General features: G+C 67.5%; 14 protein-coding genes and 1 pseudogene. 12 read left to right on the forward strand and 3 right to left on the reverse strand.

Features of this window, described 5'->3' with window-relative positions; genetic code table 11:
• The first annotated feature begins 4 nt into the window (after window positions 1-4).
• A complete protein-coding gene (locus ACFVJ3_RS29605) occupies window positions 5-745 on the forward strand; it encodes a DUF998 domain-containing protein (RefSeq protein ID WP_378455451.1) in 741 nt (246 codons plus the stop codon).
• Window positions 746-790: 45 nt separating this feature from the next.
• Window positions 791-1,573 carry a DUF427 domain-containing protein gene (locus ACFVJ3_RS29610; RefSeq protein WP_378455452.1) on the forward strand — a complete coding sequence of 261 codons (783 nt, stop codon included), beginning with the start codon at window positions 791-793 and terminating at the stop codon, window positions 1,571-1,573.
• A gap of 5 nt (window positions 1,574-1,578) precedes the next feature.
• Here ACFVJ3_RS29610 and ACFVJ3_RS29615 read toward each other — a convergent pair.
• Window positions 1,579-2,878 (reverse strand): annotated as a pseudogene (locus ACFVJ3_RS29615) (NtaA/DmoA family FMN-dependent monooxygenase).
• A 93-nt stretch (window positions 2,879-2,971) separates the two neighbouring features.
• Between ACFVJ3_RS29615 and ACFVJ3_RS29620 the strand changes: the two are divergent.
• Both ACFVJ3_RS29620 and ACFVJ3_RS29625 read left to right on the forward strand, forming a co-directional pair.
• Window positions 2,972-4,483: an ATP-dependent DNA ligase gene (locus tag ACFVJ3_RS29620; RefSeq protein WP_378455453.1), complete on the forward strand. Its 1,512-nt coding sequence runs from the start codon at window positions 2,972-2,974 to the stop codon at window positions 4,481-4,483.
• An 86-nt stretch (window positions 4,484-4,569) separates the two neighbouring features.
• Window positions 4,570-5,046: a hypothetical protein gene (locus ACFVJ3_RS29625; protein ID WP_378455454.1), complete on the forward strand. Its 477-nt coding sequence runs from the start codon at window positions 4,570-4,572 to the stop codon at window positions 5,044-5,046.
• Window positions 5,047-5,052: 6 nt separating this feature from the next.
• Here ACFVJ3_RS29625 and ACFVJ3_RS29630 read toward each other — a convergent pair whose 3' ends face one another.
• A complete protein-coding gene (locus tag ACFVJ3_RS29630) occupies window positions 5,053-5,535 on the reverse strand; it encodes a VOC family protein (protein ID WP_378455455.1) in 483 nt (160 codons plus the stop codon).
• Between the two features lie 95 nt (window positions 5,536-5,630).
• Between ACFVJ3_RS29630 and ACFVJ3_RS29635 the strand changes: the two genes are divergently transcribed.
• Window positions 5,631-6,359, forward strand: a complete 729-nt coding sequence (locus ACFVJ3_RS29635; protein WP_378455456.1) for an SDR family oxidoreductase — start codon at window positions 5,631-5,633, stop codon at window positions 6,357-6,359.
• Window positions 6,360-6,361: 2 nt separating this feature from the next.
• Here the strand turns inward: ACFVJ3_RS29635 and mddA are convergent, their stop codons facing one another.
• Entirely contained in the window at window positions 6,362-7,144 is a 783-nt protein-coding gene (gene mddA, locus ACFVJ3_RS29640) for a methanethiol S-methyltransferase (RefSeq protein ID WP_378455457.1), read from the reverse strand.
• A gap of 134 nt (window positions 7,145-7,278) precedes the next feature.
• On the opposite strand from mddA, the gene ACFVJ3_RS29645 reads away from it, so the two are divergent.
• The 7 genes from ACFVJ3_RS29645 (at window position 7,279) to ACFVJ3_RS29675 (ending at window position 19,428) form a co-directional block, all read left to right on the forward strand.
• Window positions 7,279-10,491, forward strand: coding sequence for an SNF2-related protein (locus ACFVJ3_RS29645; protein WP_378455458.1), 3,213 nt, complete (start codon window positions 7,279-7,281; stop codon window positions 10,489-10,491).
• A gap of 100 nt (window positions 10,492-10,591) precedes the next feature.
• Complete coding sequence (locus ACFVJ3_RS29650) at window positions 10,592-11,464, forward strand: hypothetical protein (RefSeq protein ID WP_378455459.1); 873 nt, start codon at window positions 10,592-10,594, stop codon at window positions 11,462-11,464.
• 35 nt (window positions 11,465-11,499) lie between these two features.
• Window positions 11,500-12,819: a DUF2786 domain-containing protein gene (locus tag ACFVJ3_RS29655; RefSeq protein ID WP_378455460.1), complete on the forward strand. Its 1,320-nt coding sequence runs from the start codon at window positions 11,500-11,502 to the stop codon at window positions 12,817-12,819.
• Window positions 12,820-12,897: 78 nt separating this feature from the next.
• Window positions 12,898-14,394, forward strand: a complete 1,497-nt coding sequence (locus ACFVJ3_RS29660) for a DUF3375 domain-containing protein (protein ID WP_378455461.1) — start codon at window positions 12,898-12,900, stop codon at window positions 14,392-14,394.
• Entirely contained in the window at window positions 14,391-14,996 is a 606-nt protein-coding gene (locus ACFVJ3_RS29665) for a DUF4194 domain-containing protein (protein WP_378455462.1), read from the forward strand. Before ACFVJ3_RS29660 ends, ACFVJ3_RS29665 begins: the two co-directional genes overlap by 4 nt.
• Window positions 14,993-18,280, forward strand: a complete 3,288-nt coding sequence (locus tag ACFVJ3_RS29670; RefSeq protein WP_378455463.1) for an ATP-binding protein — start codon at window positions 14,993-14,995, stop codon at window positions 18,278-18,280. Before ACFVJ3_RS29665 ends, ACFVJ3_RS29670 begins: the two co-directional genes overlap by 4 nt.
• The gene (locus ACFVJ3_RS29675; protein WP_378455464.1) at window positions 18,277-19,428 is read left to right on the forward strand and encodes a DUF3322 domain-containing protein; all 1,152 of its coding nucleotides are present in this window, start codon (window positions 18,277-18,279) and stop codon (window positions 19,426-19,428) included. Before ACFVJ3_RS29670 ends, ACFVJ3_RS29675 begins: the two co-directional genes overlap by 4 nt.
• Window positions 19,429-19,447: the final 19 nt, after the last annotated feature.

The raw sequence follows: 19,447 nt of genomic DNA on the forward strand, positions 1-19,447 counted from the left end.
GGCCATGGCTACATGGTCGAGCCGCTCCCGAAGATTGTCAACAATCCTCTCGGTGAGCCGGGTACGGTTCGGAGGGGTGAGCGCCCCGCGAACGTCTTCACCCGCCCAGCGACTGTTCGCTGTGCGGGTCGGAGCCACGGCCTGGGTGCTCATGGCCCTGTATTTCCTCGCGGAGGTCGTGACCGCGCGCGCCTGGCCGCGGCCGTACGAGGTGCGGGTCAATTCGATCAGCAATCTGGGTGTCACGGGCTGCGACGGCTCCGCGGCCCAGGTCGCCGCAGCCCGGCTCTGTTCGCCGCTGCACACGGTGATCAACAGCGCTTTCGTGCTGACCGGGGTGCTCATCGTCGCGGGAGCGGTGGGCCTGCGCGAGTTCCTCCCACCGGGACGCCTGCGCCGGGCCGCGTTGACGTTGCTCTGTCTGGCGGCCGTCAGTGCGGCTCTGACGGGCGTCGCGCCCATCAACGTCGACGCCCACCTGCACCAGCTGGTCGCGAGTCCGACGTTCCTGGCACGCAACGCCGCCATGATCGTCATCGCGATCGCGCTCTACGAACGTTGGCGCATCTTCGCCCTCTGGACCGGTCTCTGCTGCCTCGTCGGGCTAGTCGGAATGGCGGCGATCCTCCTCTCCGGCGAACCGTTCGGCATCACCGAACGCCTGGCCCTCTACCCGTTCACGGTGTGGGTCGTGACCGCCGGGGTCGCGGCGCTCTGCACCCGTGCGCCGTTCCGGTCGCCCTGACTACCAAAAAGGCGCACGGGGCGCCGAAGGTGCCACCATGGAGTGATGTCCACAGCTCTCACGCATGCCGCCGCCACCCAGCAGTTCGCGGAGAACGGCCGCATCTCGATCGAACCCAATCACAAGCGCATCCGGGTGTTCTTCGGCGGTCAGGCGGTCGCCGACACCACCCGTTCGGTGTACCTGTTCGAGAAGGGGCTCCTGCCCGTCTACTACATTCCCCGCGAGGACGTGAACTTCGACCTCCTCGAGCCCGTCGACGCGACGACGACCTGCCCGTGGAAGGGCAAGGCCCGGTACTGGGATCTCGTCGTCGGCGACCGCCGCGCCGAGCAATCGGTGTGGGGTTACGACGTAAAACTGGAGGATTCCCTCGACCTCAGCCCGTACGTCGCGTTCTACTGGCACAGGATGGACGCCTGGTACGAGGAGGATCAGCAGGTATTCGTCCATGCCCGCGACCCGTATGTCCGCATCGACGTGCTGCCGTCGTCCCGGCACGTCGAGGTGTTCATCGGTGACACGCTCGTCGCCGACGCGGTCCGCCCGCGGCTGCTGTTCGAGACGTCGCTGCCGGTGCGCTACTACGTTCCCCGTCTCGACGTGCGGTCCGAGTTCTTCACCGCCTCCGACACCCGGACGTCCTGCCCGTACAAGGGGACGGCGTCGTATCTGTCGTTCACCGGGGCGGACGGCTCCGAGCCCGTCGAGGATGCCGCCTGGTTCTACCCGTTCACCACCGCGGAGGCGTCGGGCATCGACGACCACGTGTCGTTCTATCCCGACCGCGTGCGGATCGTCGTGGACGGCACAGAGGTGGAGAACTGACGCCGTCAGTCCCGAGGGGGCAGCGGGGGTAGTTCCAGATTGTCCCGGAACGTGCCGCCCACGTAGTCGTTGCCGACGATTCCGCGACGCCGCAGTTCGGGCAGCAGCCCGTTGACGACGAAGTCCCGGGTCCGTTCCTCGGCGAGCCCGCCAACGGAGATGACGTCGAGGACACCCGCGTCATACCGTTCCTGGACGGCGTCGGCGAGTTGTTCGGGTGTTCCCGCGACCGCCCAGTGGCCGGTGTCCTTGGATGCGATGATCAGCTCCCGCAGGGTCCGCCCGGTCGCGGCGAGTCGGCTGAAGATTTCGACCCTGCCGCGGCGGCGGTTCACCGACCGCACGTCGGGCAGGACGTCGGCCGGGATCGGCTTGTCGAGCGGCAGTCCGGACAGGTCGAGGTCGCCACCGAGCATGTCTTCCAGCCGAATCCGGCCGGCGTCGAGGTCCGTCGCCTCCTCCTGTTCCCGCACCAGCCGGCGCACTTCCTCCTCGGACTCACCGTAGGTGGCGTGGAACGAACTCATGATCAGTGGCAGCCCGTCGGCGCGGCCCAGTTCGGCGGCCCGCGCCCCGGATGCCCTTGGTGTAGGTGACGGCGTCCTCGAGGGTGGGCAGCGACGTGAACACGACCTCCGCGAATCGGGCACCGAGTTCCACCCCGGCCGCGGATTGGCCGGCCTGGAATTGCACGGGACGACGCTGCGGCAGCGGCGGGATGTTCAACGGACCCTTCACCGTGAAGTACGTGCCCGCGTGGTCGATCGGCCGCACTCGATCGGCGTCGAGCGTGGTTCCCCCGGCGCCGTCGGACGTGAGCGCCCCGGGTTGCCAGCTGTCGAACAGCGCGTTGATCACCTCGAGGGATTCCGTGGCACGGGCGTAGCGTTCCTCGGGGCTCGGCAGGTCGCGGTCGCTGTAGTTCTCCTCGCCCAATGACGACGTGACGGCGTTCCAGGCGGCGCGGCCGTTGCTGACGTGGTCGAGGGTGCCGAACAGCCGCGCGAGGTTGTAGGGGTGGTGGAACGTGGTGGTCACCGTTGCGATCAGCCCGACATGTGAGGTCACGGCGCTGAGCGCCGACAGGAAGATCAGCGGTTCCTGCGCGCCGATCGCCCCCTGCGCCCCGAAACTCAGCAGGTCGGCGGCGAACAGCGCGTCGAACTTGTTCGCCTCGGCGATCTTCGCGATCTCGATCGACGACGCGACGGTCGACTGCTGCGGATCCATGGCGGCGGCATAGGTGCTCACGGCGCCGCTGACTCCCGTGACCGTCTTCAGCGGCCGGCGACGTGGGGTGCTCATCGTCGATAGCCTACGAACGACCGTCCGGTCCGCCCAGCGTTTCGATCAGGCGGATTCTGACCGCCCACGGGACGTTCCGGTTACCGTCGGGGTGTGCTGTTCTCGCAGATCGTCGCGACGTCCCGGGACGTGGGGGCCACGCGGTCGCGGAAGGTGAAGGTCGGGGCGCTGCGTGAGGTCCTCACCCAACTGGAGCCGGCGGAGGTGGAACCGGTGGTGGCGTGGCTGTCCGGGGAGCTTCGGCAGGGCCGGATCGGGATCGGCTGGCGGACACTCGCCGACATTCCCGCCACCCCGGCCGACGTCCCGTCCGTGACGGTGTCGGAACTCGACGGGACCGTCACCGCCGTCGCCGGGATCTCCGGTTCCGGATCCGCCGCCCGCCGACGCGAACTGCTCGCGGACCTCTTCGCCCGCACCACCGCCGACGAGCGGGACTTCCTGCTGCGACTGCTCACCGGCGACCTTCGCCAGGGCGCGCTCGAGGGGGTGATGACCGACGCGATCGCGGCGGCCGCCGACCTGCCCGTCGAACCGGTGCGCCGGGCGTTCATGCTGTCGGGGCGCCTGCCCGCAACGGCGGTCGCGGCGTTCGACGGCGGTGTCGACGCCCTCACCGCGTTCCGGCTGGAGGTGGGTCGTCCGGTCCGGCCGATGCTGGCGTCCCCCGCCGAATCACTCGCCGACGCGTGGACCGAACTCGGCGGCGACGTCAGCGTCGAATACAAACTCGACGGGGCGCGGATCCAGGTGCACCGCAACGGCGACGAGGTGCGCATCTTCACCCGCACCCTCCGTGAGATAACCGGCAGCGTGCCGGAACTCGTCGCACTCGTCGCCGGCCTGCCCTGCACGTCGGCGGTGTTCGACGGGGAAACGCTGGCACTCACCGACAGCGGCCGTCCCCGACCGTTCCAGGAAACGATGAGCCGCTTCGGCGCCGAGTCCGCCCGCGACCTGCTGCTGCACCCCTACTTCTTCGACTGCCTGCACCTCGACGGCGTCGATCTGCTGGACGCGCCCCTGGAGGAGCGGCTGGGGGCCCTGGAACGCGTTGCCCCGCAACACCGCATTCCCGGACTCATCCGCCCCGACAGCGACAGCGCCGCAACCCATTTCGACAACGCGCTGGCCGCCGGCCACGAAGGAGTGATGGTCAAATCGCTCACCGCACCCTATGCGGCGGGACGACGCGGCCGCGCCTGGCAGAAGGTGAAACCGGAGCACACACTCGACCTGGTGGTGCTCGGCGCCGAATGGGGTTACGGGCGGCGCACCGGCTACCTGTCCAACCTGCACCTCGGGGCGCGCGATCCGGACGGCGGCGAACCGATCATGGTGGGCAAGACGTTCAAGGGCCTCACCGACGCGCTTCTACAGTGGCAGACGGACGAATTCCCGCGCCACGAACGCAGCCGCGACGATCACACCGTGTACCTGCACCCCGACCTCGTCGTGGAGATCGAACTCGACGGCGTCCAGGTCAGCAGTCGCTACTCCGGCGGCCTCGCGCTGCGGTTCGCGCGGGTCCTGCGCTACCGCCCCGACAAGACGGCCGCCGACGCCGACACCATCGACGCCGTGCGGGCCCTGCTGCCGGGCTGACGCCGCTCGCTCGTCCTGCGGGGCGAGCGTGTGCGCGGTAACCTCCCCGGCACAGGTAGGACGCCGCACTGTGAGGGGGTCGGCTGGTGACGTTCGTTTTTCGCTTCGTGCCGTCCCCCGTCGAGCGCACCTTCAGGAAGGCGGCCTCGGCCGCCGAGGGACCCGTCCGCGTCGCCGTGTGCGCCGTGACCGTGCCGATCGAGGTCGCGAAGACGTCGTTCCACATCCTCCGGCTCACCGAGGAACTGCTCGAGGAGGTCGTGTTCCTGCTGCGGACGATGCGGCCGGTGGTCGAGGCGGTGAGCACCACCCAGCGGTCCGACAATTTCGACACGGTGTTCCGGACGCTCGAACAGATCCAGCAGTCGGCCGACGCGATTGCCCGCACGCCGATCGGTGTCGTCCGGAGCGTGTTCGCGCCGGCCCGTCAGTCGCCCGAGCAGGTCGACTATCACCCCACGATCATCGACGCCGAGCCGACGAAGCCCTCCGGCGTGGCGGTCCGGATCGCGTCCGTCACCGTGACGGCGCCGAGCATCACGTTCGGCAGGCCGAACCGCTGACCCGGGCTATCGTCCTGGGAAGAAGTCCGCGCTCTGCACGTATTCCATTGCGGCGGTGAAGGTCGGATCGCTCATGCGCCTGGTCATCTCCGCCTCGTCGACGTCCTCGATGTGGGTCTGGACCCACCAGAGGTTGCCGAACGGGTCGCGGACGCGTCCCACGAGGTCGCCCCAGAACAGGTGCGTCGCCGTCGTCACCAGCGTGCCGCCGGCGGTGACGGCCTGCGCGAGCACGGCCTCCGCGTCGTCGACGTACAGGCGGAGGAACCCGGGCGTCGGCGGCCAGTCCGGTCGCGCGTCGAACATCATCACGACGGCGTTCCCGATCCTCACCTCGGCGTGCCCGATGGTGCCGTCCTCGCCCACCATCCGACCGAGTTCCTCGCCGTCGAACGCCGCCTTCACGTAGTCGATGAGCGCCGCGGTGTCCCGGGAGATGATCCACGGCGTGACGGTGGTGTAGCCCTCGGGAATCGGATTGACGGTCATGCGGTCCTCCTGCGTCGGCGTATCGGTTTCACTCACCGTAGAGCCGATAGCGGTCAGTTTTGGTCCGCATTTGATCGCCCGGATACGCTCGTATCGTGTCCGAACACATCCTCGTCACCGGTGGATCCCGCGGCATCGGCGCAGCGGTGGTGCGCCTCGCCGTCCATCGCGGTTATCAGGTGACGTTCACGTTCCAGAACGACGACGAGGCCGCCGAGCAACTCGTCCACCACTGCGGAGTCCGCGCCACCGCGGTGCGGGCAGACGTCCGCGACGCGGAACAGGCCGTCGCCGTCGTCGATGCGGCCGACCAGCGCGGCCAGCTGGTCGCGCTGGTCAACAACGCGGGGACCACCGGCCCGCTCGGCACGTTCCTCACCACCCCGGACGAGGTGGTGCGGGAGGTGTTCGACACCAACGTCTTCGGGGCGATGGCCTACGCCCGCGCGGCGGCCGAGCATTGGATCCGGACAGCGCGCCCCGGCGTCATCGTCAACCTCAGCTCGATCGCGGCCCGCACCGGCGCCCCCGGCGAATACGTCGGCTACGCGGCGTCCAAGGCGGCCGTGGACAGTTTCACGACGGGACTCGGACGGGAGCTGGCGAGCGCGAACATCCGCGTCGTCGGTATCGCTCCCGGTACGACGGACACCGACATCCACGCCGCTGCCGGCGACCCGGGACGACCCGGGCGAGTGGCCGGGAAGGTGCCACTCGGCCGGGTCGCGGAGCCCGAGGAGATCGCCGAAGCGGTGCTGTGGGCGCTGTCCCACCAGGCGTCCTACGTCACCGCCACGACCATCGACGTCGCCGGCGGTCTGTGACGCTACCGCCCTCCCGAGCCGACCCTCGGGACGAGCATCGGCACCCGCGAGCGGTAGGTGCGGTAGTCGTCGCCGAACGTGTCGACCAGATCGTGCTCCTCGAAGCGCACCGCCACCAGGATGAAGCCGGTGGTCCCCATGGCGAACAGCAACCGTCCCCAGGTCATCGTCGGCGCCACCCAGAAGGCGATGATGAAGCCGGCATACAGTGGGTGCCGGATCACCCGGTACAGCACCGGCGTCCGAAAGTGACTGGGCAGAGCCGACTTTCCGCTCTGGTTCCGCAGCACCTGGCGCAGCCCGAACAGATCGAAGTGGTCGATGGCGAACGTCGCCGCCAGCACGAGGGCCCACCCGCCGAGCGACACGACGTAGATCGCGGCGCGGACCCAGCTGGTCTCCACGTCCCAGATCTGCTCGGGCAGCGGACGCCATTGCCACATCATCAGCGCCAGCGCGGCCGTGGCGAACAGTACGTAGGTCGAGCGCTCCATCGGTTCGGGGACGATCCTGGTCCAGCGTTTCTTGAACCAGGGCCTGGCCATCACCGAATGCTGCATTGCGAAGACCGTCAGTAGTGCTACGTCGATGACCACGGCGGCGGCTACGGGGGCGTCGGGACCGTCGTTGATCGTGTGAGGCACCACGAGGCCCTCGACCCATCCCATCGCGTACAGGAACACGACCAGGAACGTGACGTACACGACCGTTCCGTACGCGGTGATCAGTGTTCGCGCGACTCCACCGGTGCGGTGTGTCTGGTGTGCTTCGACCATCTCGGCCATGGTGTTCTCTCCGATCGCTGGGTTTCCCCCGACGCACCGAAGTCTGCGATCGGGTGAGGCGCGGAACAAGGAACCCTGGGGTGGGAGTCACCGCACCCCGGGGACCTGTCGGATCGGTTGACTACTCTGTGGCCATGCTTCCCGGGGACTTGCGCGACATCGACGTGGCGTCGATCAAGGCGGTCCTCGGCACCACCACATACAACCGCGGCGACCAGTACGCCCGCGACAACGCGGTAATCCAGATGTCGTGGGATCCGGCGGCCAAGGAGCTGTGGGGCCAGGTGGCGGGAACGGCGAGGGAGCCGTACTCCGCGTCGGCGTTCATCGTCTCCAGCAGTGGCCGCACCGTGTACCGGTACGGGATCTGCACGTGTCCGGTCGGCATGAACTGCAAGCACGTCGCCGCCCTGCTGATCACCGCGATGCGTCAGGCGAGGTCCGAGGCCCAGGCGGCGGTCGCGCCCACGTGGGAACGCTCCCTCGGTTCCCTGCTCACCGCCGATCCGTTCGGTGATTCCGTAGGGCGTTCGCCGCTCGCCATCCAGTTCCGGGTCCAGGCGTCGGCTGCCGGTGCGGCACCTCAGTTGCTGGTGCGGCCCGTCCAGCCGGGCAGCAAGGGCTGGATCGTCGGCGGGCTGGCGTGGAACAAGCTGGGCAGCCAGTTCCAGCATCCGGCCGAGCAGATCCGGGTGCTGCACGAGATCCACCTGCTGTCCGTCGGGGGTCTGACCTACCGCCGCCAGAACCACACCGATCTCGACCTCGGCGTCTTCGCCAGCCGCCAGCTGTGGTCGCTGCTCGACGAGGCGGCCCGGGTCGGTGTCGAGCTCATCCACTCCTCCAAGCGTCTGGGCGCGCTCGCCCCCTACCGCTCGGCCGAGGTCTGCCTCGACGCCACCCGCGACGACGCCACCCGCGCGCTCGTCGTGCGGCCGGTGGTCCGCGTCGACGGCGAGCCTGCCGACGCAGTGACCGTCGGCTTCATCGGCGTCCGGGCCCACGGCCTGTTCTACGTCGACGCGGACGACCGCATTCACCTCGCCCGGCTCGACGCAACCGTTCCCGCTCCCCTGCAGGATCTCGTGCGCCGCCGCACACCCATCGAGGTTCCCGCCGCCGAAGAGTCCCGTTTCCTGACGGACTTCCTGCCCAAGCTGCGCAACCTGGCCACGGTCATCTCCTCGGACGGCTCGTTCGTCCCACCCGAGATCTCCGAGCCCACCCTGGTGATGCGGGCGTCGTATCTCCCCGACCACGAGGTCACCGTCGACTGGGAATGGCTGTACACCGTCGGGGACGACGAGCATCGCGCGCCGCTCACGGTCCGGACCCCTGGCGACGAGTACCGGGACGACGCCCGCGAACGCGCACTGCTCGACGAGCTCGACATCGCCTGGGACAGATACGGGTTGGGGTCGAGCGGCCCGGAATCGACGGCACTGCGCGGACTCGACACGATGCGGTTCACCACCGAGGTCCTGCCCCTGCTCCACGGCAAGTCCGACGTGGCGATCGACGTCGTGGGCGAAGCGGCCGACTACCGGGAGGCCGGCGATTCCCTGGCCATCGGGGTCTCCGTCACCGCATCCGAGGGCGGCACCGACTGGTTCGATCTCGGCGTCACCTTCACGGTGGAGGGCCGGGACGTACCGTTCGACCAGGTCTTCTCGGCTCTGGCCGCGGGGAAGTCCGAGTTGCTGCTGCCCGACGGCGCCTACTTCTCCCTCGACAAGCCCGAACTCCACACGTTGCGGAAGCTGATCGACGAGGCGCGCGCCCTCCGCGACCGCGCCGACGGGACGTTGCGGCTGAGCCGCTTCCAGGCGAGCCTGTGGGACGAGTTCGCCGCGCTCGGCACCGTCGAACGTCAGGCGACGCAGTGGCGGCAGCAGGTGGACGGTCTGATGGCGCCGACCACCGTCGGGCCCGCGGACGTCCCGAGCACGCTCGATGCCCGGCTGCGCCCGTACCAGGTGGAGGGGTTCCGCTGGCTGGCCTTCCTGTGGGAGCACGGGCTCGGCGGCATCCTCGCCGACGACATGGGTCTCGGCAAGACGCTGCAGGCGCTGGCGTTGATCTGCCATGCGCGGCAGTCGAACCCGGACGCGCCGCCGTTCCTCATCATCGCCCCCACCAGTGTCGTGTCGAACTGGGAGTCCGAATCGGCCCGCTTCGCGCCCGGCGCGAACGTCATCGCGATCTCCGACACCCGCTCCCGCCGGCGCGTCCCCCTCGACGAACTGGTCCGGGGCGCCGACATCGTCGTCACGTCGTACACCCTGTTCCGCCTGGAGTTCGAGGCCTACGCGGAGTCCGCGTGGTCGGGGTTGATCCTCGACGAGGCCCAGTTCACCAAGAACCATCAGTCCAAGATCTACCAGTGCGTTCGCCGGCTCGAGACCCCGTTCAAGCTCGCGATCACCGGCACACCGATGGAGAACAACCTGATGGAGCTGTGGTCGCTACTGTCCATCACCGCCCCGGGACTGTTCCCGAATCCGGCCCGGTTCACCGACTACTACCGCAAGCCGATCGAGAAGCAGGGCGACACCGAACTTCTGGCGCAGCTGCGCCGCCGCGTGAAACCGCTGATGCTGCGCCGCACCAAAGAACAAGTGGTGAAGGATCTTCCGGCCAAGCAGGAGCAGGTGCTCGACGTCGATCTGCACCCGCGGCACCGCAAGGTCTACGACACTCACCTGCAGCGTGAGCGGCAAAAGATCCTCGGCCTGCTCGCCGACGTCGACAAGAACCGCTTCACGATCCTGCAGTCGCTCACCCTGCTGCGGCAGCTGAGCCTCGACGCCGGCCTGGTGGACGCCGAGTATCACGACATCCCGTCCGCGAAGGTGGACGCCCTGCTCGAGCAGCTCGCCGACGTCGTCGCGGGCGGTCACCGGGCGCTGGTGTTCAGCCAGTTCACCGGGTTCCTCGGCAAGATCCGCGACCGGCTCGCGGACGCCGGGATCGCGCACAGTTACCTCGACGGCAGCACCCGTCGTCGAGGGGACGTGCTCCGCGAGTTCAAGGAGGGCGCCGCCCCGGTGTTCCTCATCAGCCTCAAGGCGGGCGGCTTCGGGCTGAACCTCACCGAAGCCGATTACTGCTTCATCCTCGACCCGTGGTGGAACCCGGCCACCGAGGCCCAGGCCGTGGACCGGGCTCATCGCATCGGGCAGACGCGGAACGTGATGGTGTATCGGCTGATCGCGAAGGACACGATCGAAGACAAGGTGATGGCGCTGAAGGCGAAGAAGTCGGCGCTGTTCGCGAGCGTGATGGACGCAGACTCCCTGCTCAGCTCCAGCCTCGACGCCGACGACCTCCGCGGGTTGTTCGAGTGACGCGGGCCGACGGGCCTCGCCTCGGACCCCCGATGCTGTCGGGGAGTTCTGATAGGAATGTGCTCGCCCCCCGAGAACCGATTCGCATCGAGGAGACCTCGTGAGCGAGTATCAATACTTCGAGTTCCTCGCAGTCGACAAGCCGCTGAATGCGCGGATGCAGTCCGAGGTACGCAAGCTGTCGACCAGGGCAGTGATAACGCCGACCAGCTTCACCAATACGTATCATTTCGGCGATTTCCGCGGCGATCCACGCGTGATGATGCACAAGTGCTACGACCTGCATATCCACGTCACGAATTGGGGCACCCGCCGTCTGATGGTGAAAGTACCGGCTGAGGCGCTCTCGGGAGTTGCGGACGACTACACGGTCGACCCTTACCTCACGGCCGAGGCGACCGGAAAGCACTTCGTCTTCGACTTCACCAGCGAGGACGACTCGGCCGACTTCACCGAAGAGGCGGAGGGCTGGATGGCGTCCCTCGCGCGCGTGCGCGACGAGATCACGATGGGTGACCTGCGTCCGCTGTACCTCGGATGGTTGGCTGCGATCGGGACGGCGCAACACAACGAATACGCGTTCGAGACCGAGTCGGAGCACGAACTCGAGCCCGCAGTGCCCGCCGGTCTCGGTGACCTCACCGGACCACAACAGGCGCTCGCCGATTATCTTCGGATCGACCCCCATCTGCTGGCCGCGGCGCGCGAGGCCAGTTCGGCCTTGCCCTCGAAGGCCCAGGCGACCGCGGCACTGCGCAAGCACATCGCGAAGTTGCCCGAATCGACCAAGAACAGGCTTCTGCTCGCTGTCGCCCAGGGCCGGTATGCGGCGGTACAAGCGGAGTTAGCGCGCGTGACCGGCGATGTTCGACGGAGCGACCACCAGCCCCGTACCGTCGTCGCGCTGCTCGACCACGCCGACCGGGCGCGTGAAACAGCCCACCGGTCGCGCGGCCGGTCCGCTGCCCGATGACGTAGGACAGAGTTCACCCCGAGTGAGGAGTCGCTGTGAGCCGCAACAGCCAGCAGAACCGGGCCGCACGCAAGCGTAAGAAGCAGCAACGTGACGGCGCCCGGCAACATCGTGAGTTCCGTCACGAGATCGACGCCGAATCGTTGATCTTCGCGGGGATCGAGTTCGCGTTCGGGCCGTCGACGAATGCGGAGTCGCTGCGCCGGACGGTCGACAACCTGGCGGAGCTCGAGAGTTCCCCCGTTTCCGGTGCTGCCCTGGACCGGGTCTCACAATTACTCGACGCGTCGATGGACCACGCGTTCGCCTCGGGGTGGCAGCCGGCCGAGTTGGTGCACGCGGTGCGCCGGGAATTCGGTGCGCGCACCGCCCGGCTGACGGTCGCTGCGATCGGCTCCCATGCCAGCCGCACCTCGGCGCACAAGAGCGCCCCCGAGCCGTGGCGCGAGCAGCTCGACGAGCTGAACATCGGCGCCGACGACGCACCTGCCCGCGGTCGACTGTCCGCCTGGCGTGCGGCAGAGAACGCTGAGCCGACGGCCACCTGGACGGCGATCCTTTCGCTCCTCGGCTTCTGCAACTACCTGGTCCCCATCACGCCACTGATGGCCACCCCACCCGACTGGGTGACGGGGGCGGCGGCGTCACGGCCCGCCAATCGCGGGGCCGAACCCAAGGTGCTCTCCCGCATCCGCGGCCTGCTGGCCAAGGCCGAAGCGACCACGTTCGCCGAGGAAGCGGAGACCCTTTCGGCGAAGGCGCAGGATCTGATGACCCGGTATGCGATCGACAGCGCCGTGATCGACGCGCATGCACACACCTCGCTGAGCGATCAGGTGGTCACCCGCCGGTTGCTCGTCGACAATCCGTACCCCGAAGCGAAGGTGCAGTTGCTGCACTGTGTGGCGAAGACCAACAATGTGCGCGTGCTCTGGCACCAACGATTCGGCCTCGTCAGCATGGTCGGGATGCCCGTCGATCTGGATCTCAGCGAGATGCTGTTCACCTCGCTGCTCGTTCAGGCCTCCCACGCGTTGAGCGAGGCGGGCGGTGACCGGGTGAAACGCTCACCCAGCTTCCGCCGCTCGTTCCTCCTCGCGTTTGCCACCCGGATCGGGGAACGACTGGTGATCGCCCGGGAACAAGCCGGCCGTGACGCGTCCAGTCAGTACGGCAAGGAGTTGGTGCCAATCATGGCCGAGCGCAGCGAGGCGGTGGGTTCGGTGTTCGAGAAGCAGTTCCCCTCGGTCGTCACGACCTCGCATTCGGTGACAAATGCGCATGGCTGGCAGGCGGGCCGGGTGGCGGCAGAGTTGGCGGACCTCAGTGGCGGGCGGGAACGAATCGCCGAATGAGTCGATTACGCGGCCTGCGCGGGTTGATCGTCAGCCCGTCACCCATGACAGCATGGTCGCCACCACGAAAGGAGTTCGATGTCCATCACCGCCGACGTCCATCGGCTTCTTCGCCTGCGCCAGGACCACGCTGCGTGGACATTGCTGCGCGCCGATACCGCACCGGCAATTCTGGCTCTGTTGGGCCGGCACTTCGACCATGGGACCCGCCGCCTCCCGGCTCCGGAACTCTTCGCACTCTTGGACTCCGACCTTCAGACCATGCGCGACGAGGGTCTCGACTTCCCGCGAACCGGTCAGGCGTACTGCACCGAATGGGTGCGGTCCGGTTATCTGCTCCGACGAGCAGCGGCCGGTACCCGTGAGGAGACTCTGGAACCGACCGAGGGGGCCTTCGCCGCGATGGCATTCGTCGCGAATTTCACCAGTCAGGCGAGTTCCGCGACCGAATCCCGCCTGACCACGCTCTCCACCCAGTTGCAGGCACTCGCACGTGATTCCGATCCCCGCACGGAGACTCGTCTCACCGCGCTGCTGACCGAACGCGCATCCGTCGACCAGCAGATCGCAGCAGTGGAGTCGGGAGTCTTCCCGGTCCTCGACGGCGACCGCGCCGTCGAGCGTTCTGCCGAGATTCTCGCGCTGGCCTCCGAGGTACCCGCGGACTTCGCCCGGGTCCGCGCCGAACTCGAGGAACTCAACCGCGACCTGCGGGCCCGAATCCTCGATGACGAGGGTGACCGTGGCGACACCCTGGGAGACGTGTTCCGCGGGGTCGACCTGATCGGAGATTCCGATGCCGGCCGCAGCTTCACCGCGTTCTACGACATGATTCTCGATCCGGCCCGGTCGTCTCAGATGGACGAGTGGATCGATGCAGTGTTGCAGCGGCCGTTTGCCGCCAGGTTGACCAACGATCAGAAACGGCGGTTCAGGGCGTTGTTGACGGAGATGGAAACCGCTGGCTCCGAAGTGCATTCGACGATGACGTCCCTGTCTCGGTCCTTGCGCCACTTCGTCCAGTCACGTCATTACGAGGAACACCGCCGGCTGCAGCGGTTGCTGCGCAGCGCGCAGCAGAGTGCTGTCGCCGTGGCCACGCGTCGCCGACCTTACGACGTGCTCGACCTCGAGCTGGTGCGCGTGGGTATGAGCCTCGAATCGGTCGCGGCTCTTCGCCTGCACAACCCCGCCGACAACCTCGTCACCGAACCGGTGCTCACCAACGACGCCGGCACCGTCGATCTCGACGAACTGCGAAGACTCGTCCGAGAATCCGAGATCGATATGGACGAATTGACCGACAACGTCGCGGCAACGCTGCGCGCGCACGGTCGCGCCACGATCGGGGATGTCCTGCGCGACTATCCGGCGACTCAAGGACTCGCGAGCGCGGTTGGATTGATCGTCCTCGCCACCCACCACGGGCACACGATCGACGGCACCGAAGACATCGAGTGGATCTCGGGAGCCGGAGTTCCACGGCGGGCGACGATTCGACGCCGCCTGTTCGATCCGGCCGACGACGAGTTCACCAGCCGTCCGGCGTTCGAACCGACGGGGAGCCCGACATGAACGACGAGCCGACGACCCGCGGCCCCTTCCCTGGAGACACCGGCGAACTCGACCTCGAGACGCGCCGCGCGTTCGTGCAGTTACTCAAGGGTCCTCTCGTCACCGCGGCGCGGCATCCCGAGGTGTGGCGCGCGGTGATCCGGGACGAGCGCATCCTGCGGTCCCGCCTCGCCGACGTCTTTCTCGATCTCGTCATCGACGACGAGAACGAGCTGGCGTTCACCCGCCCCGCCGAGACCGGTGACCCCAATACTCCCACCGTGCTCCGCACCGAGCGTCTGACATTCATGGACACGGTCATGCTGCTCGCCTTGCGGCAACGACTGCTGCGTGCGCAACCTGGTGAACGGGTGATCGTCGATCTCGACGAACTGCGCGAACAGCTCGAGATGTATCGCGCGGCCGGCGACACCGACCCAGCCGGTTACGCGAAGCGCGTCAACGCATCGTGGAAGAAGCTCGACAAGTACTCGCTGCTCACCAAGACGTCGACCGACGACCGGATGGAGGTCTCCCCCGTGTTGCGGCAGCTGTTCGACGCGGAACAGGTCGCTCTCGTCGAGGTGGAGTTCCGGCGCATTCTCGAGGAGGACACACAGTGATCCATCCCGGTCAGCGCCGTCTCGCGCGTGTACAAGTCGTCAACTGGGGCACGTTGCACGGCCACCACGATCTTTCCGTGGCCCGCAAGGGTTTCCTGATCACCGGCAATTCCGGCTCCGGCAAGTCCACGCTCATCGACGCCATCTCGGCTGTGCTCGTCCCGGGCAATCAACTCCGCTTCAATGCGGCCGCGCAGGAGGCCACGAACTCGGGACGCAACTTCGTCACGTACATTCGTGGCGCGTGGCGACGCGAGGCGGGCGCCGATACCGACGGTCTGGTCGCCTCCTACCTGCGCACCGGCGCGACGTGGAGCGGCATCGCCCTGACCTACCGCGCCGACACCGACGATCCGCCGATCACCCTCATCAAGCTCATGCATCTGGGGCGGGGGCAGAACGCCGTGGCGGACGTCAGTCACGTCCATCTCATTCTCGAGCACGAACTCGACCTGACCGACTTCGCGTCGTTCATGACCCGCGGTATCGACACGAGGGCCATCAGGAAACGGTGGCCGGCGGCAACCGTCAGCCCAGCCTATGGGCCGTTCGCCCGGAGTTTCCGTTCCCGCCTCGGCATCTCGTCGGAAGGGGCTCAGCGCCTGCTGCACCGCACCTTGTCGGCGAAAAGCCTCGGTAGCCTCGACCAGTTGTTCCGCGACTACATGCTCGACACCCCGAATACCTTCGCGATGGCCGAACGCGCGGTCAACCAATTCCACGACCTGCAGGAGGCGCACCGCGTCGTCGTGGACGCGCGCCGGCAGGTGGAGATGCTCGCACCCTTGGTCGATCTCGCCGATACCCGGCGGCGCGGGCTTCAGTCCCTTCGCGACACAGACGAGGAGAACGCACATCTCGGCGCGGTGCATGCCGAGATGACCCTGTCTCTCCTGCGCGGGGAACTCACCGAACGCCACGCCCTGACGCCACTGCTGGAGGCGGGTGCGAGCGAAGCCACCGCCGCAGCGGAACGTGCACGGCAGGAAACCCTCGATCTGACCGTGAAACTCGAAGGCGTCGGGGGCGGCCGACTGGCGACCCTGCACGCGCAACGAGACGCAGAAATGAAAATGCTGGCGCGTGTGCGGACCAGGCGAGATCAGATCGCCGAGGCGGTGTCGGCCTGGGACGGAACCGTTCCGGAGACCGCGGAGGAGTTCACGCGACTGCGCGGGCAACTCGAGGACCAGTTACGGCAGGCAACCACCGCACACGAGGACCGGCTCGGTGACCGCTACACGCTCGCCGAACAGCGCGGCACCGCACAGAGGGAGCGCGCCGAGCTGATCACCGATCGTGAGATCGTCGCCCGCAGACGCTCAAATATCGATCCGGGTCTGCTACGTGCCCGCGAGTCGATTTGTTCCACCGCCGGCATATCGGACGACGCTGTGCCGTTCGCCGGCGAGTTGATCGCGGTGCGGGACGAGCATTCCGAGTGGACCGGACCCATAGAGCGAGTCCTCGGCGGCCTCGGCCGCACCCTGCTCGTCCCGGAAGAGGTGTATCCGGCGGTTGCCGCTGCCGTCGATGCCACCCACCTCGGCGCACGCCTCGTGTACCGCAGAGTGCGGGTCGGCGCCATATCGCCGACGGTGCCGAAGACCGGAGCGCTGTCGCTGGTGCGACGAATAGATGTCGCCGACGGTCCGCTCGCCGCGTGGATCCACCACCATCTCGCCGACCGCTACGACTATGCATGCATCGACACCGCGGCCGGCTTCGCGGACCACCCCCGGGCCGTGACACGTGCCGGGCAGGTCAAGCACTCCGCGGAGCGGCACGAGAAGGATGATCGCAACCGCATCGACGACCGACGGCGGTGGGTCCTCGGATTCGACAACGAAGCCAAACTCGAAGACATCCGCCGACGAATTGCAGATCTCGACGTCACGATCGCAGGTGCGACGAGCCGACTCGACGCGCTGGACCGTGAGGATCAGCGGATCTCCCTGCAGAATCGCGCTGCACAGACCATCCTCGATGCGGAGTGGACGGATGTCGACGTCCGCGCTGCGCAGGCCGCCGTCGACGCAGTGGACAACCGTCTCGACTCCTGGCAGCAGGACAACCCGGAGCATTCTGCGTTGTCGGCTGCCCTCGAGCTCGCGGAGAAGGCGGAAAACGAGGCTGACGCGGCCCGGCGTCAGGCCGATACCGCTCTGACGGTGCATCGGACCGCGGTGACGGAACTCGAGACGAGGATCGCGCAGGCCGAACTCGACGCGAACGATGCGGCTCCCGCGGCCGTTGCCGCACGGATCAAGGCGCGATTCCGGAAGTTCGCGCGGCGGGTCACGTCGGACAACATCGACAAGGCCCTGTTCGAGGTCAGCCAGGGCATCAATAGGGACGGGGCTGAGGCGCAGAACGCGGTGTCCGCCGCCGGCGCGTCGATCATCAAGATCCTGTCCCAGTATCTGGCGCGATGGGAGGCCCGCGGCGGTGAGTTGAGGGTTGATGCCGAATATGTCGACGATGCGTTGACAATCCTCCAACGCCTGCGCTCCGACGGTCTTCCCCGGTACGAGGATCGGTTCTTCCAGCTGCTGCACGACCAGTCGCACCGTAACATCGGCGAACTCGCTCGCACGATCCGTAAGGCGCCCGCCGAGATCCGTTCCCGCATCGATCCGGTCAACGACTCGCTGCACCGCTCCGCGTTCGACACCGACCGGTGGTTGCGCATCGACGTCCGCGAGCGACGCTCGCCGGCGGCGGCCGACTTCCTGGATGACCTGACCCGGATCACGAGTGGTGGATGGGACATCGAGCAGCGCCCCGCGGCCGAGGAACGATTCGGGCGGATGGCGGCTGCGCTGGAGCGTCTGGCATCGAAGGAGCCCGCGGATCAGCGATGGCAGCGCCAGGTTCTGGACACTCGCCTGCACGTCGGATTCATCGGCGTCGAGGTCGACGGCGCCGGAGAAGCTCGCAACTACCACGATTCGAGCTCAGGGCTGTCCGGCGGTCAGGCCCAGAAACTCGTGTTCTTCTGCCTGGCGGCGGCGTTGCGGTATCAGCTCGCCCCCGACGGCGCGGACCTTCCCCGTTACGGCACCGTCATCCTGGACGAGGCGTTCGACCGCGCCGACTCCGCCTACACACGTCGAGCCTTGGACGTGTTCGCGCAGTTCGGTTTTCACATGGTGTTGGCGACCCCGCTCAAGTTGCTCGGCACACTCGAGGAGTACATCGGCGGCGCTGCGACCGTGAGCATCCGCGACCGGATGCACACCGAACTCAGTCTCATCGAATTCGACGACGCGACTGGTACATGAGCACACGGTGCGTTCTGCCGCCCGCAGCCGCGACGAAGGCACGGACCGCCTACAACAGTCGCCGCCGTCGCTGGCTGGCCGACCCCTCACTCGCCGAACAGGATTCGCTGACGGTTGCGCTGCATCCGCCGTCCGAGCCGCAGATTGCCGAGGATCCTGACACGGTTGTCGCCTGGGTACGTGCCTGGCGCGCCTATACCGGCGCCGGCCTTGTGGAGTGGGCGACGCGGCGATGGCCGAGTTTCGGCACCCAGGAGGTGCCGGTGCGGCTGACACTGGCCGGGGCCGGCCAGATTGCGTCCGCGGGTGGCCGCGAAACCGAATGGCGCGCCCTGGTGATGCGACGTGATGCACTTGTCCACGGCCTCGGTCCCGGCTCCCCGGCGTTGTCGGCCGCGGTTGCCGCGACCGCGGCGAAATGGCTCGACCTGGACGGCGACGACTTCGTCAGGCTGACCACCATTGCGCGATGGTTGAGCGACCATCCGAACTCCGGGTATCTCATTCGTCAGCTTCCCGTTCCGGGGGTGGACACGAAATGGCTCTCGCGGCATCGCGGAACGGTGGAGAGTCTGATCGACGGCGTTCGCGGCCACCGGGATCTCGGGATCCGGAGCATGCCGAACCTGCGCGACGTCGCACTGTGCGATCCCGATCTACTGATCGGAACTCCGCGGCGCTTCGCGACCTCGCTGGACGAGCTCGCCGCGTTGCCGCTGGCTCCCGCGCACACCCTGATTCTCGAGAACAAAGAAGGGCTGTATGCGCTGCCTCGGCTGGCGGGAACCGTGGCACTGCACGGCGGCGGCTACACGGTTCACGAGTTGGCCGGAATCCCGTGGGTTGTCGGCTCGGAAGTCTGGTATTGGGGAGACCTCGACAGTCATGGGTTCGCCATCCTCGATCGTCTGCGCCGACATCTTCCGCACGTGCGGAGTCTGTTGATGGATACGGCGACTCTGGATCGGTGGCGGGATCTCGCGGTCCGGGAACAGTCGCCCAGTTTCACCGAGGGGTCGCACCTCACCGCGTCCGAAACCGCCGCCCTGCTGTCGCTGCGCGACGGCGATCTCCGGCTGGAGCAGGAGCGCATACCCTGGCCGTACGTGCTGGAGCGCCTCCTCGCCGCTTTCGGTGCAGGTCGGTAGTCCAGCGACTACCACCTGC

This window comes from Rhodococcus sp. NPDC127593 (genome assembly GCF_042671975.1).
Taxonomy (GTDB): domain Bacteria; phylum Actinomycetota; class Actinomycetes; order Mycobacteriales; family Mycobacteriaceae; genus Rhodococcus_F.

Coding starts and splice junctions, on each gene's coding strand:
- ACFVJ3_RS29660 (WP_378455461.1), top strand. CDS start 12,898: ATGTCCATCACCGCCGACGTCCATCGGCTTCTTCGCCTGCGCCAGGAC.
- ACFVJ3_RS29605 (WP_378455451.1), top strand. CDS start 5: ATGGCTACATGGTCGAGCCGCTCCCGAAGATTGTCAACAATCCTCTCG.
- mddA (WP_378455457.1), bottom strand. CDS start 7,144: ATGGCCGAGATGGTCGAAGCACACCAGACACACCGCACCGGTGGAGTC.
- ACFVJ3_RS29645 (WP_378455458.1), top strand. CDS start 7,279: ATGCTTCCCGGGGACTTGCGCGACATCGACGTGGCGTCGATCAAGGCG.
- ACFVJ3_RS29610 (WP_378455452.1), top strand. CDS start 791: ATGTCCACAGCTCTCACGCATGCCGCCGCCACCCAGCAGTTCGCGGAG.
- ACFVJ3_RS29675 (WP_378455464.1), top strand. CDS start 18,277: ATGAGCACACGGTGCGTTCTGCCGCCCGCAGCCGCGACGAAGGCACGG.
- ACFVJ3_RS29630 (WP_378455455.1), bottom strand. CDS start 5,535: ATGACCGTCAATCCGATTCCCGAGGGCTACACCACCGTCACGCCGTGG.
- ACFVJ3_RS29665 (WP_378455462.1), top strand. CDS start 14,391: ATGAACGACGAGCCGACGACCCGCGGCCCCTTCCCTGGAGACACCGGC.